Source organism: Kitasatospora sp. NPDC090091, from assembly GCF_044747365.1.
Taxonomy (GTDB): domain Bacteria; phylum Actinomycetota; class Actinomycetes; order Streptomycetales; family Streptomycetaceae; genus Kitasatospora.
Genome location: NZ_JBIVDY010000016.1, coordinates 1 through 15,194 on the forward strand (window position 1 = coordinate 1; position 15,194 = coordinate 15,194).

2 protein-coding genes are annotated in these 15,194 nt (G+C 72.6%); both read right to left on the reverse strand.

The genetic code is table 11. The annotated features are described in order from the left end of the window. Nucleotides 1-5,102, reverse strand: a 5,102-nt coding sequence (locus ACIPSC_RS26125) for a beta-ketoacyl synthase N-terminal-like domain-containing protein (RefSeq protein ID WP_400828490.1), incomplete at its 3' end; no start/stop codon positions are given. Between the two features lie 42 nt (nt 5,103-5,144). Next, the gene (locus ACIPSC_RS26130; protein WP_400828491.1) at nt 5,145-14,957 is read right to left on the reverse strand and encodes an SDR family NAD(P)-dependent oxidoreductase; all 9,813 of its coding nucleotides are present in this window, start codon (nt 14,955-14,957) and stop codon (nt 5,145-5,147) included. Nucleotides 14,958-15,194 lie beyond the last annotated feature (237 nt).

Below are 15,194 nucleotides of genomic sequence, written 5' to 3' on the forward strand. Positions count from 1 at the left end.
GCGACTTCGAGGGTGAACAGGGCGGGTTGGGCGTAGCGGGTCTGGTCGAGGAGGGTGGCCTCGTGGGTGCCGGGGTCGGCGAAGACGAGGTTCTTCAGTGGTTGGTCGAGGTGGGTGTCGAAGAGGGCGCAGGTCTGGTCGAAGGCTTCGGCGAAGACGGGGAAGCGTGCGTAGAGTTCGCGTCCCATGCCGGGTCGTTGCGCGCCCTGCCCGGTGAACAGGAAGGCGGTCTTGCCGGGGGTGGTGGTGTTCTTGGTGAGTCCGGGGGCGGGTTCGCCGTCGGCCAGGGCCTGTAGGCGGGTGAGGAAGTCGTCGCGGTGGTCGGCGAGGACGACCGCGCGGTGCTCGAATGTTGCCCGTTCCGTTGCCAGGGACCAGGCCACGTCGGCGAGGTCGAGCTCGGGGTTGGTCTCGATGTGGTGGTGCAGGCGTACGGCCTGGGCGCGCAGCGCGGCGTCCGTCTTGCCCGACAGCACCCACGGCACCAGGCCGCCCAGCGGGGCCGGCCCGTCGTCCGGAGCCGATGTCTCCACGGCCGGCGCCTGCTCCAGGATCACGTGCGCGTTGGTCCCACTGACGCCGAAGGACGAGACACCCGCCCGGCGCGGCGCCCCGGTGTCCGGCCAGGGGGTCTCCTCGGTCAGCAGGGCGATGCCGCCCTCGGTCCAGGCCACGTGCGGCGACGGCTGGTCGGCGTGCAGTACGCGGGGCAGCACGCCGTGGCGCATCGCCATCACGGTCTTGATGACGCCGGCGACGCCGGCGGCGGCCTGGGTGTGGCCGATGTTGGACTTCACCGAGCCCAGCCACAGCGGCCGTTCGTCGGCGCGCTCGCGCCCGTACGTGGCCAGCAGCGCTTCGGCTTCGATCGGGTCGCCGAGCGTCGTACCGGTGCCGTGCGCCTCGACGACGTCGACGTCGGTCGCGGACAGGCGCGCGTTGGCGAGTGCCTGGCGGATGACGCGTTGTTGCGAGGGCCCGTTGGGGGCGGTGAGGCCGTTGCTGGCGCCGTCCTGGTTGACGGCGGAGCCCCGGATGACGGCCAGCACCCGGTGCCCGTGGCGTTGGGCGTCGGAGAGCCGCTCGACCAGCAGCAATCCGACACCCTCGGCCCAGCTGGTACCGTCGGCGGCCGCTGAGAACGGCTTGCACCGTCCGTCCGCCGCCAGCCCCCGCTGTCGGCTGAACTCCACGAACGCGCCCGGGGTGGACATCACCGTCACGCCACCGGCCAGGGCCAGGTCGCACTCGCCCTGCCGTAGCGCCTGCGCGGCCAGGTGCAGCGCCACCAGCGACGACGAGCACGCCGTGTCGACCGTGACCGCCGGCCCCTCCAGGCCGAAGGTGTAGGCGATGCGGCCCGACACCACGCTGGGCGTGTTGCCGGTCAGGAGATATCCCTCCACCTCTGCCAGCGGCTCGTGCAGCCGGGGCCCGTAGTCCTGGTGGGTCGTTCCGGCGAAGACTCCGGTCCTACTGCCCCGCAGCGTCGCCGGGTCGATCCCCGCCCGCTCGAACACCTCCCACGACGTCTCCAGCAGCAGCCGCTGCTGCGGATCCATCGCCAGCGCCTCACGCGGCGAGATGCCGAAGAAGACCGGGTCGAATCCCGCGATGTCCGTCAGGAAGCCGCCCTCGCGCACGTAGGTCGTTCCCGAGTGTTCTGGATCCGGGTGGTAGAGGTTCTCCAGGTCCCAGCCACGGTCCGTCGGGAACGGCGTGATCGCGTCGGCACCCTCCACGACGAGCCGCCACAACTCCTCCGGCGAGCGGACGTCTCCCGGGAAGCGGCAGCCCATCGCGACGATGGCGATCGGTTCGCCTTCGTCCGACTCCCGACCGGCCGGAACGAGCGCGTCGGTGCCGCGTCCTTGCCCCAGCAACTCCGTGCCCAGGAATGCGGCGAGCGCGCGTGGTGTGGGGTGGTCGAAGACCACGGCGACCGGCAGCCGCAGGCCGGTCCTGGCGTTGAGCCGGTTCCGCAGGGCCACCGCCGTCAGCGAGTCGAAACCGAACTCCTTGAACACCCGGGCGGGCTCCACCGCGTCCAGCTCGGCATGTCCGAGGACGGCAGCGGCCTGGGTGCGCACCAGGTCGAGCAGCATCTCGTCGCGCTCGGCCGGGGCGAGGTCGCGCAGCGTCCGCGCCAGCGATTCGGCGCCCTCGAACGGCGCCTCGGAACCCGACTCCCGGGCGATCCCGTCGAGCCGCACCTGCCCCGCGACGTCAGCGGTCACCGGGTCGATCCAGAACCGCTTCCGCTGGAAGGCGTAGGTGGGCAGGTCGACATGACGATCGATCAGGTTGAGCGCCACCCAGGTGACGGCGGCGCCGTGGGTGTGCGCCTCGGCGAGTGAGGTGAGGAAGCCGGCAGGCCCGGGCTCGTCGCGGCGCAGGGTTCCGACGACGGCCCCGCCGGTGTCGGTGGCGGCGTTCTCGATGGTGTCCTGGATGGCGGTGGTGAGGACGGGGTGGGGGCTGGCTTCGACGCAGAGGGTGTGGCCGTCGTCGATCAGCGCGGTCAGGGTCGCGTGGAAGCGGACGGTCTCGCGCAGGTTGGTGTACCAGTACTCGGCGGTGAGTTCGCGGGTGTCGAGCACTCCGCCGGTGACGGTGGAGTAGAACGGGACGGTCGACGCCGAGGGTGTGATGTCGCCGAGGAGGGTGGCGAGTTCGTCCCGGAGTTCTTCGACGTGGGTGCTGTGTGAGGCGTAGTCGACGGGAATGGCACGGGCCCGCACCCCGTCCGTCTCGCACGCCGTGATGAACTCCTGGAGCGCGGTGGCGTCGCCTGAGATCACGGTCGAGGCAGGGCCGTTGACGGCGGCGACGGACAGGCCGGGCCACGCCGACAGCCGTTCGGAGACCTGGTCCTGCGGCAGCGCCACATGTCCCATGCCGCCCTTGCCGGCGATGCGGGTGATGGCCTGGCTGCGCAGGGCTGCGATGCGGGCCGCGTCGTCCAGAGACAGGGCGCCGGCGATGTGGGCGGCGGCGATCTCGCCCTGGCTGTGCCCGATCACCGCGGACGGCTGGACGCCGTGCGCCTGCCAGAGGCGGGCGAGGGAGACCATGACGGCGAAGAGGACGGGCTGGACGACGTCCACCCGGTCCATCGACGCCGCCCCCGGCAGGCCGTACAGGGTGTCGGTGAGCCGCCAGTCCGTGTGGGGGGCGAGCGCGCGCTCGCAGGCCGCAATGTGCTCCCGGAACGCCGGGGAGACGTCCAGCAGGTCCACCGCCATGCCGGCCCACTGGGAGCCCTGGCCGGGGAAGACGAACACCGCCTGGCCGTCGGCCTGGCGGCTGCCGACCGCCGCGACACCGCGGACCACACCCGGCGCGTCATCGCCGTCGGCGAGCGCCGCCAGGCCCTCCAGCATGTCCCGGTGGTTCGCCCCGAGGACGACGGCCCGGTGGTCGAACCGGGCCCGGCCGGTGGCCAGCGACCAGCCGACCTCACCCAGCCCGATCCGCTCCTCCCCCGGAGCGACGAACTCGCGGAGCCGAGCGGCCTGCGCCCGCAGCGCCGCGTCCGTGCGCCCCGACAGCACCCAGGGCACCAACCCCGTGCCGACCAGCGGCGGCACGTACGCCGGCCCACCGGCCGCGCTGCCACCGCGGCCGCTGCCCTCGGAACCGGTTCCCTCCGCCCCCTCGGAGCCCTCCGCCCTCTGGGAGCCCTCCGCCCCCTCGCCCGGCACCGGCTCCGCGAAGGACGGCGCCTGCTCGACGATGACGTGCGCGTTTGTGCCGCTGACCCCGAACGAGGACACCCCCGCCCGGCGCGGCTCACCGGTCTCGGGCCAGGCGACCGGCTCGGTGAGCAGCCGGACCGCACCGCTGGACCACTCCACGTGCGGCGTCGGCTCGTCGACGTGCAGGGTGCGCGGCAGCACCCCGTGCCGGATCGCCATCACCGTCTTGATCACACCCGCCACACCGGAAGCCGTCTGGGCGTGACCGATGTTGGACTTGAGCGACCCCAGCCACAGCGGACGGCCCTCGGCCCGCCCCTGGCCGTAGGTGGCCAGCAGCGCCTCCGCCTCTATCGGATCACCGAGCGTGGTGCCCGTCCCGTGCGCCTCGACCGCGTCCACCTGGCCCGTGGTGAGCCCCGCCCGGCCGAGGGCCTGGCGGATCACCCGCTGCTGGGCCAGGCCGTTGGGGGCGGTGAGCCCGTTGCTGGCGCCGTCCTGGTTGACGGCCGAACCCCGGATGACGGCCAGCACCTGGTGCCCGTTGCGGCGGGCGTCGGAGAGCCGCTCCAGCAGCAGCATGCCCACCCCCTCCGCCCAGCCGGTCCCGTCCGCGGCGGCCGCGAAGGACTTGCAGCGGCCGTCGGCCGCCAGCCCCCGCTGCCGGCTGAACTCGATGAAGACCCCGGGCGTGGACATCACGGTGACGCCGCCGGCCAGCGCGAGGCCGCACTCGTCCTGCCGCAGCGCCTGGCAGGCCAGGTGCAACGCCACCAGCGAGGACGAGCAGGCTGTGTCCACGGTGACGGCGGGCCCCTGCAGGCCCAGCGCGTAGGCGACCCGGCCGGACACGACACTCGTCGTGTTGCCGGTCAGGAGGTAGCCCTCCAGTCCCTCCAGCCCCTCGTGCAGACGCGGGCCGTAGTCCTGGGACATCGCGCCGGCGAACACCCCCGTCCGGGAGTCGCCCAGCGAGAGCGGGTCGATCCCGGCCCGCTCCAGGACCTCCCACGACGCCTCCAGCAGCAGCCGCTGCTGCGGGTCCATCGCCAGTGCCTCACGCGGGCTGATGCCGAAGAACTCCGCGTCGAACCCGGCGATGTCACGGACGAACCCGCCCTCCCGTGCGTACGAGGTGCCGGGCCGGTCGGGGTCCTCGTCGAACAGCCCGTCCAGGTCCCAGCCGCGGTCCTCCGGGAACCCGGAGAGCGCGTCGCGGCCCTCGGCGACCAGCTCCCACAGGTCCTCGGGCGAGTGGACGTCCCCCGGGAATCGGCAGCTCATCGCGACGATGGCGATCGGCTCCCGCTCCCGGTCCTCGATCTCCCGGAGACGGCGACGCGCCTGGCGCAGATCGGCGGTCGCGCGCTTGAGGTAGTCGAGGAGCTTCTCCTCGTTCGACATGTGAATTCCCCCCGTGGGACGGACGACCCGGGCCTTGTCGGCTCAGGACGCTCCGAGTTCCTTGTCCAGCAGGTCGAAGATGTCGTCCGCGGTGGCCGACCGCAGCGCCTCGTCGGCGCCCTCCTCGTCGGCCACGGCAGTACCCGCGGACGTGGGCCGGTGCCGCTCCTCCCAGCCCGACAGCAGGGCCCGCAGCCGGGTGGTGATGCCGCCCTCCGCGTCCCCGTCCGGGTCGAGCGCCGACAGCGCGGCCGCCAACCGGTCGATCTCCCCGAGCAGCGCGGACGCCCGCTCCGGCCCCTCGGCCGGCCCGTCAGGCAGCAACTCCGTGCGCAGTCGCCGGGCCAGCGCGGTCGGCGAGGGATGGTCGAACACCACCGTCGTCCGCAGCCGCAGACCGGTCGCCGCGTTGAGGCGGTTTCGCAACTCGACCGCGGTGAGCGAGTCGAATCCCAGGTCCTTGAACGACCGCGCCGCCCCGATCGCCTCCGTGCCCGAATGACCGAGCACCGTCGCGGTGTGGCCGCGCACCAGGTCCAGCAGCAGGGGGTCGCGCTCGAACTCCGCGGCGGCCCGCAGCCGCTCCACCAGCGTGCCGCCCGTCGCCGCCCCGGCGTCCGACCCGGTCCGCTCGGCGACGACCCGGCGCACCGGAAGCCGGAACAAGCCCCGCAGCAGAGCAGGGACCTCCTGCGCCGCGGACCGTACGACCGAGGCGTCCAGCCGCGTCGGAACCACCAGTGCGTCATCACCGGCGAGAGCCGCGTCGAACATCGCCAGGCCGTCGGCCGAGGACAACGGCGCCATCCCGGCCCTGGCCATCCGGCGCAGATCGGCCTCGTCGAGATGCCGGGTCATGTCGCCGCGCCGGTCCCACAGGCCCCATGCCAGCGACAGGCCCGGCAGCCCCCGCGCCCTGCGGTGCTGCGCCAGGGCATCCAGGAAGACGTTGGCGGACGCGTAGTTCGCCTGGCCGGCGCCACCGAACGTCCCGACGGCCGAGGAGAACAGGACGAACAGGGCCAGGTCCCGGTCCGCGGTCAGCTCGTGGAGGTGCACCGCCGCATCCACCTTGGGACGCATCACCCGGTCGATCCGCTCGGGCGACAGCGACTCCACCAGGCCGTCGTCCAGCACGCCCGCGGCATGCACGACCCCGGTCAGCGGGTGGGCGGCCGGCACCGCCGCCAGCACCGTCGCCACGGCGTCCCGGTCGGCGGTGTCGCAGGCCGCCAGCGTCACCTCGACGCCCAGCCCGGCCAGCTCGGCCACCAGCTCCGCCGCTCCCGGCGCCCGCTCGCCGCGCCGGCTGGTGAGCAGCAGGTGCCGCACACCGTGCTCGGCCACCAGGTGGCGCGCCAGCAGCCCGCCGAGCGAGCCCGTCGCACCGGTGATCAGCACCGTGCCCCGCGGATCGAGCGGGCGCGGCACCGTCAGCACCACCTTGCCGACATGGCGCGCCTGGCTCATGAAGCGCAGCGCCTCCGGTGCACGGCGGATGTCCCAGGTGGTGAGGGGCAGCGGACGCAGTACCCCCTGCTCGAACAGGGGCAGCAGCTCGCCGAGCATCTGCTGGATCCGGTCCGGATCGACGCTCAGCAGGTCGAACGCGCCGTACCGGACACCGGGATGTGCGGCCCGGATCTCCTCGGACGACCGGATGTCGGTCTTGCCCATCTCCACGAACCGGCCGCCCGCGCCGAGCAGTTCCAGCGACGCGTCCACGAACTCCCGGGTCAGGGAGTTCAGGACGACGTCGAATCCGTCGCCGCCCGCGCCGGACGACCGCTCCCGCAGCCGCTCCCGGAACTCCTCCCGGAACGCCAAGGTCCGCGATGAGGCCAGATGCGCGTCGTCCAGGCCGAGCGACCGCAACGCCTGCCACTTGCCGGGACCGGCCGTGCCGAACACCTCGGCACCCCAGTGCCGGGCCAGCTGCACCGCCGCCATGCCCACACCGCCGGCCGCCGCGTGCACCAGCACTCGCTCCCCGAAGCGCAGCCCGCCCTCGTCGCGCAGCGCGTAGTACGCGGTCAGGAAGACCACCGGTACCGAGGCGGCCGCCGCGAACGACCACGCGTCGGGCATCCGCGCGAGCAGGCGTTGATCGGTCACCGCCGACGGGCCGAACGAACCGGCGAACACACCCATCACCCGGTCGCCGGGGCGCAGCCCTCGGACCCCGGGGCCCACGTCCGTCACCACGCCGGAGCCCTCGCAGCCCATGACCTTCTGGTCCGGGACCATGCCGAGCGCCATCACGACGTCACGGAAGTTCACGCCCGCGGCCCGGATCGACACCCGTACCTGGCCCGGCCCGAGCGGATCGGCCACCTCGGGGCAGTCGACGACCGCGATGCTCTCCAGGGACCCCTGACCGGAGACGTCCAGTCGCCAGTCCCCGTGGGCGGGGGGCGTCAGCCGGCCCCCGGCTCCCCGGTCACCGCCGCCGCCCGGACCATTCGCACCAGGAGCCTCCAGCCGCGCCAGACGGGCGGCGTGGACCTGGCCGGCCCGAACGGCGACCTGCGGCTCCCGCGAGGCGAGCACGGCCGGCAGCACCGCCCGGGACAGCCCGTCTCGATCCAGATCGACCAGCACCAGACGACCCGGATGCTCCGACTGGGCGGTGCGCACCAGCCCCCACGCGGGCGCCTCGGCCAGCCCCGGCACGTCCGCATGACGTTCCGTCGCCACCGCGCCGTGCGTCACCACCATCAGACGCGCTGTGGCGAGCCCCTCGTCCTCCAGCAGCAGCCGGACTGCGGCCAGCGCCCCGCCCGCGGACTCGCGGGCCGCCGCCGGCACTCCCAGCGACCCGGCCCGGCCGGAGGGCACCACCACGACCAGCACATCCGGCACGTCCGCCAGACCCCGGGCCCGCGCGTCTGCACGGGCCGACGCCAGCGAGGGCAGGTCCGGATGGACGGCCACGCTCCGCACGTCCGCGGGCCCGGACCCGAGCGCCTGTGCGACAGCGCTGACCTCGTCCCCCGAACCGATGACGGCCCAACGGGCGGGCACGGCCTCGCCCGGCTCACCGGCCCGCGCCACCGACGGCAGCACGACCGGCTCCCAGCCCACCCGGAACAGCTTGTCGTACAGCGGGTCCGCGTCCGGGCGGAACTGGTCCGCCGTGGCGGCACGCAGCACCAGAGACTCCACCGACGCGACGGGGCGGCCCGCAGGGTCGGCGACCGTCAGCGCCACCGAGACACCGGCACCCCCGCCCTCGCGCGCGCCGTGCTCACCCTGCGCGGGCTGCGCGCCCTGCACGCTGTCGCCGGGACGCAGATGCACCCGCAGCGCGTCCGCACCCACGGCCTGGAGCGAGACCCCGTTCCACGAGAACGGCAGCAGACACTCCGTCGACGGCTCCGGCGAACCGAGCCCGATCGCGTGCAGCGCGGCGTCCAGCAGCGCCGGGTGCAGGCCGAAGCCCGCAGCCCCGCCGTGTTCCTCTGCCGGCAGCGCGACCTCGGCGAAGACGTCCTCGCCCAGGCGCCAAGCCGCCCGCAGCCCCCGGAACACCGGCCCGTACGCGTATCCGCGTCGGCCCAGCCGCTCGTAGACGTCGTCCAGCGGCACCACGACCGCACCGGGGGGAGGCCAACTCGCGTCGCCGACGAACTGCTGCGCGGGAGCGGCCGGCTCGTGCGGCGACACGCTCCCGGAGGCATGACGGGTCCACCCCTGCCCGGCGGGAGCGTCCTCCGGATACGAGTGCAACGTCAGCGACCGGCTCCCCGCGTCGTCGGCGGGACCGACGGCCAGGTGCAGCACGACGGCACCCTGGTCGGGTAGGACCAGCGGGGCCTCAAGAGCGAGCTCCTGGACGTGTCCGCAGCCGACCTGGTCCCCGGCGTGCACCGCGAGGTCGACACAGGCCGTTCCCGGCAGCAGCACCGTGCCCAGCACCGCGTGATCGGCCAGCCAGGGATGGGTCTGCAGGGACAACCGACCGGTGAACAGGTACCCGTCGCCGTCCGGCAGCGGCACGGCGGCGCCGAGGAGCGCGTGATCCGCCGGGACCAGCCCCAGACCGGCCGCGCCGACCAGCCCGGCGTCGCCGGCAGTGTCGATCCAGTGATGCTGGTGTTGGAAGGCGTAGGTGGGCAGATCGATTTGACTGGCAGTCAGGTTGAGGGCGGTCCAGGTGACGGGGGCGCCGTGGGTGTGGGCTTGGGTGAGTGAGGTGAGGAAGCGGGTGGGGCCGGGTTCGTTGCGGCGCAGGGTTTCGACGACGGCCCCGCCGGTGTCGGTGTTCTCGATGGTGTCCTGGATGGCGGTGGTGAGGACGGGGTGGGGGCTGGTTTCGATGTAGAGGGTGTGGCCGTCGGTGAGGAGGGTGGTCAGGGTTTCGTGGAAGCGGACGGTTTCGCGGAGGTTGGTGTACCAGTACTGGGCGGTGAGTTCGCGGGTGTCGAGGACTCCGCCGGTGACGGTGGAGTAGAACGGGACGGTCGACGCCGAGGGTGTGATGTCGCCGAGGAGGGTGGCGAGTTCGTCCCGGAGTTCTTCGACGTGGGTGCTGTGTGAGGCGTAGTCGACGGGAATGGCCCGGGCGTGGATGCCGTCCGTCTCGCAGGCGGTCAGGAACTCCTGGAGCGCGGTGGCGTCTCCCGAGATCACGGTGGAGGCGGGGCCGTTGACGGCGGCGACGGACAGGCCCGGCCAGGCCTTCAGTCGTTCGGTGACCTGGTCGTGGGGCAGTGCCACGTGTCCCATGCCGCCCTTGCCGGTGATGCGGGTGATGGTCTGGCTGCGCAGGGCGGTGACGCGGGCGGCGTCGTCGAGGGTGAGGGCGCCGGCGATGTGGGCGGCGGCGATCTCGCCCTGGCTGTGCCCGATCACCGCGGACGGTTCGACACCGTGCGCCTGCCACAGACGGGCGAGGGAGACCATGACGGCGAAGAGGACGGGTTGGACGACGTCCACCCGGTCCATCGAGACCGCGCCCGGCAGGCCGCGGAGGACGTCGGTGAGCCGCCAGTCCGTGTACGGGGCGAGGGCGCGTTCGCAGGCTTCGATGTGCTCCCGGAAGACCGGGGAGACGTCCAGCAGGTCCACCGCCATGCCGGTCCATTGGGAGCCCTGGCCGGGGAAGACGAACACCGCCCGCCCGTCCGAACCGGCCCGGACCCCACGCACCACACCGGGTGCGTCCTGGCCGTCGGCGAGCGCCGCCAGCCCTGCCAGCATGTCCCGGTGACTCGCTCCGAGGACGACGGCGCGGTGGTCGAACCGGGCGCGGCCGGTGGCCAGCGACCAGCCCACCTCGCCCAGCCCCACCGACTCCTCACCACGCGAGGCGAGGAACTCCCGCAACCGGCCGGCCTGCGCCCGCAGCGCCGCGTCCGTGCGTCCCGACAGCACCCACGGCACCAGGCCGGTGGTGATCAAAGGCTCGGCCGCTGCGCCGGCAGCGGCGGAGTCAACGTCCGGCGCCTGCTCGATGATCACGTGCGCGTTGGTCCCACTGATGCCGAACGAGGACACACCCGCCCGCCGGGGACCGCGGCTGTCGGACCAAGCCGTTTGCTCGGTCAGCAGCGCCACGGCTCCGGCCGTCCAGTCCACATGCGGTGTCGGCTCGTTCACGTGCAGGGTGCGAGGCAGCACCCCGTGGCGCATCGCCATCACCATCTTGATGACGCCGCTGACACCCGCCGCGGCCTGGGTGTGGCCGATGTTGGACTTGAGGGAGCCGAGCCACAGCGGACGGTCCTCCGCCCGGTCCTGGCCGTAGGTGGCCAGCAGCGCCTGCGCCTCGATCGGGTCGCCCAGCGTGGTGCCCGTGCCGTGCGCCTCCACCGCGTCGATGTCGCCCGCCGACAGCCGGGCGCTGGCGAGGGCCTGGCGGATGACCCGCTGCTGCGACGGCCCGTTCGGAGCGGTGAGCCCGTTGCTGGCCCCGTCCTGATTGACGGCCGAACCACGGATCACGGCGAGCACCTTGTGTCCGTGGCGCTGCGCGTCGGAGAGCCGCTCCAACAGGAGGACGCCGACGCCTTCGGACCAGCCGGTGCCGTCCGCGTCGGCGGAGAACGCCTTGCACCGGCCGTCCGCCGACAGCCCGCGCTGCCGGCTGAACTCAACGAACATGCCGGGGCTGGACATGACCGCGACGCCCCCGGACAGTGCCATGGAGCACTCGCCCTGACGCAGTGCCTGGCAGGCCAGGTGCAGCGCCACCAGCGACGACGAGCACGCCGTGTCGACCGTGACCGCCGGACCCTCCAGACCGAGCGTGTACGCGACGCGGCCCGATATGACACTGGCCGTGTTCCCGGTCAGCAGGTAGCCCTCCAGGCCGACCGGTGCCTGATGCAGTCGGGGCCCGTAGTCATGGGACATGGCTCCGACGAAGACGCCCGTCGCGCTACCCCTGAGCCGCTCGGGGGCGATGCCCGCCCGCTCCAGCGCCTCCCAGGACGTTTCGAGCAGCAGCCTCTGCTGAGGGTCGATGGCGGCGGCCTCGCGCGGGCTGATCCCGAAGAACTCCGCGTCGAACTGGTCGGCGTCGTAGAGGAACCCGCCCGCGCGCGTGTAGCTCTTCCCCGACTGCTCGGGGTCCGGATCGTAGAGGTCGCTCAGATTCCAACCCCGGTTGCCGGGGAAGTCCGCGATCGCGTCCCCGTCCGAGCTGACGAACTCCCAGAGGTCCTCCGGGGAGCGCACATCACCGGGAAGCCGGCAGGCCATCCCGACGATGGCGATGGGTTCACACTCATCGACCCTCGCGCTGCTCGCCACGGGAAGGCCGGTCTCGCTCGCACTCCCGAGAAGTGTGTCGTGGAGGAACCCCGAGAGGACGCGCGGCGTGGGGTGGTCGAACAGGAGGCTGCTGGGCAGTCGTAACCCGGAGGCGAAACTCAACCGGTTGCGGAGGTCGACGGCGCTCACCGAGTCGAAGCCGAGCTCCTTGAAGGAACACGTGGGCTCGATCGCGTACGGGGAGGCGTGCCCGGTCACCGCTGCGGCGTGTTCCCGCACGACGTCCAGCAGCAGTCGCCTCTGCTCGGCCTCACCGAGCGCGGCCAACCGCGCGGTCAGGGGCAACGGCGTCTCGATGTCCGTGCCGGCCTCCGCGCTGGCGGGCGTCTCCGGCGCGCGAGCGCGGGTCGGGTCGAGCGGAGTGTCGATCCAGTACCGCTTCCGCTGGAAGGCGTAGGTGGGCAGCCCTGGACGGCCGTGATGCGGTTGGAGGTTGAGGGTGGTCCAGGTGACGGGGGCGCCGTGGGTGTGGGCTTGGGCGAGTGAGGTGGGGAAGCGGGTGGGGCCGGGTTCGTTGCGGCGCAGGGTTCCGACGACGGCCCCGCCGGTGTCGGTGGCGGCGTTCTCGATGGTGTCCTGGATGGGGGTGGTGAGGACGGGGTGGGGGCTGGTTTCGATGTAGAGGGTGTGGCCGTCGTCGAGCAGCGCGGTCAGGGTCGCGTGGAAGCGGACGGTCTCGCGCAGGTTGGTGTACCAGTACTCGGTGGTGAGTTCGCGGGTGTCGAGGACTCCGCCGGTGACGGTGGAGTAGAACGGAACGGTCGACGCCTGGGGTGTGATGTCGCCGAGGAGGGTGGCCAGTTCGTCCCGGAGTTCTTCGACGTGGGCGCTGTGGGAGGCGTAGTCGACGGGAATGGCACGGGCCCGTACCCCGTCCGTCTCGCACGCCGTGATGAACTCCTGGAGCGCGGTGGCGTCTCCCGAGATGACGGTCGAGGCAGGGCCGTTGACGGCGGCGACGGACAGGCCGGGCCACGCCGACAGCCGTTCGGAGACCTGGTCCTGCGGCAGCGCCACGTGTCCCATGCCGCCCTTGCCGGTGATGCGGGTGATGGCTTGGCTGCGCAGGGCGGCGATGCGGGCTGCGTCGTCGAGGGTCAGGGCGCCGGCGATGTGGGCGGCGGCGATTTCGCCCTGGCTGTGGCCGATCACGGCGGAGGGTTGGACGCCGTGTGCCTGCCAGAGGCGGGCGAGGGAGACCATGACGGCGAAGAGGACGGGTTGGACGACGTCCACCCGGTCCATCGAGACCGCGCCCGGCAGGCCGCGGAGGACGTCGGTGAGCCGCCAGTCCGTGTACGGGGCGAGGGCGCGTTCGCAGGCTTCGATGTGCTCCCGGAACGCCGGGGAGACGTCCAGCAGGTCCACCGCCATGCCGGCCCATTGGGAGCCCTGGCCGGGGAAGACGAACACCGCCCGCCCGTCCTGGCTGGTCCTGGTGCCGCGCACCACACCGGGTGCGTCCTGGCCGTCGGCGAGCGCCGCCAGCCCCTCCAGCATGCCGGCACGGTCGGCCCCGAGGACGACGGCGCGGTGGTCGAACCGGGCACGACCGGTGGCCAGCGACCAGCCCACCTCGCCCAGCCCCACCGACTCCTCACCACGCGAGGCGAGGAACTCCCGCAACCGGCCGGCCTGCGCCCGCAGCGCCGCGTCCGTGCGCCCCGACAGCACCCACGGCACCGGGCCGGTGGTGATCAGAGGTGCTGCCTGGGCGAAACGTTTCTCCTCCGCCGGCCCGGGCTGCGGCACCTCGGAGAGCACGACATGGCAGTTCGTGCCGCCCATGCCGAAGGAGCTCACCCCCGCGATGCGGGGCCGGTCCGCGGGTGCGGACCACGGTTCCAGCACGTCCTGGACCCGGAGGCGCAGGTCGTCAAAGGGGATGTCCGGGTTGGGGGACACGAAATTGAGACTCGGGGGCAGTTCCCGGTTCCGGATGGACAGCGCCGTTTTGATCACGCCCACGATCCCGGCCGCGCCTTCGAGGTGTCCGACCGTGGTCTTCGCGGACCCCACGGCGAGCCGCGCGTCCGAGGCCCTGCCGGCACCCAGCACCGCACCCAGGGCCGCGGCCTCGATCGGATCGCCGAGCTTGGTTCCGGTGCCGTGGAGCTCGACGTACTGCACCTCGACGGGGCGGACCCCGGCGTTCTGGTAGGCGCGCCGCAGTACGTCTTCCTGAGCGGACCGGCGCGGGGCGGTCAGCCCGTCGCCACCGCCGTCGTTGTTGACCGCGCTGCCGCGGATCACGCAGTAGACGTCGTCGCCGTCCGCGAGCGCCCGGGACAGGGGCTTGAGGAGGACCACGCCGCCGCCCTCGCCGCGGACGTAGCCGTTGGCCCGGGCGTCGAAGGTGAAGCTGCGCCCGTCGGGGGAGAGGGCGCCGAACTGTGAGGCGGCCACGGTGCTCTGCGGGGCGAGGTTGAGGTTCACCCCGCCGGCCAGGGCCAGTGTGCATTCCCGCTTCCGCAGGCTCTCGCAGGCCAGATGGATGGCGACGAGGGCGGAGGACTGGGCGCTGTCGACGGTCAGGCTGGGGCCCTGAAGCCCGAGGAAGTAGGAGACGCGGTTTGCGACGAGGCCGCGGTTGAGCCCGGTCATGGAGTGCCGGCCGAGGCTGTCCGGGCCCTGGTGGTGGACGAGTGCGGCGTAGTCGTCCCAGGTGGCGCCGGTGAACACGCCGGTGGCGCTGTCCCGCAGGTCGCCGGGGACGATCCCGGCGTCCTCCAGGGCCTCCCAGCTCAGCTCCAGCATCAATCGCTGCTGGGGGTCCATGCTCGTGGCTTCACGCGGGGAGATACCGAAGAAGGCGGCGTCGAAGCGGTCCACCTGGTCGACGAAACCGCCCCAGCGAGTGTTCGTCTTTCCGGGCCGAGTGGGGTCGGGATCGAAGAACAGATCGGCGTCCCAACGGTCCGCGGGTACCTCTGAAACGGCGTTCTCGCCTTTTCGAAGAAGGTTCCAGAACTCGTCCGGGCCGACCGCGCCGGGGAGTCGGCAGGAAATCCCGACGACGGCTATCGGCTCGCCTTGCCCCGCAACGGTCGCGGACTCGCCCCGGTCGCCTTCTTCCATTTCTGAAGCGGTTCCCTCAGTCGCCCGAGACGAATTCGCCCGGCCTGATATACCGCCGTTCTGTTCCGATCGCACAGGACCCCGTTTCGAACATTTCCGACTGTGCGCAACAAGCTCCCCGGGATGGCGCAAGCCAATTCCAAGGTATTTCTTCTGAGGCTATAGATCGCGATCTCGGCGCGTCAAGGTCCTCCCCGGAGCGTGGCAGTTTGCTGCAATCCGGGTCGACCCTGGCGG

Excerpts from the sequence above, each read along its gene's own strand:
- ACIPSC_RS26130 (WP_400828491.1), bottom strand. The coding sequence starts at position 14,957 with ATGGAAGAAGGCGACCGGGGCGAGTCCGCGACCGTTGCGGGGCAAGGC.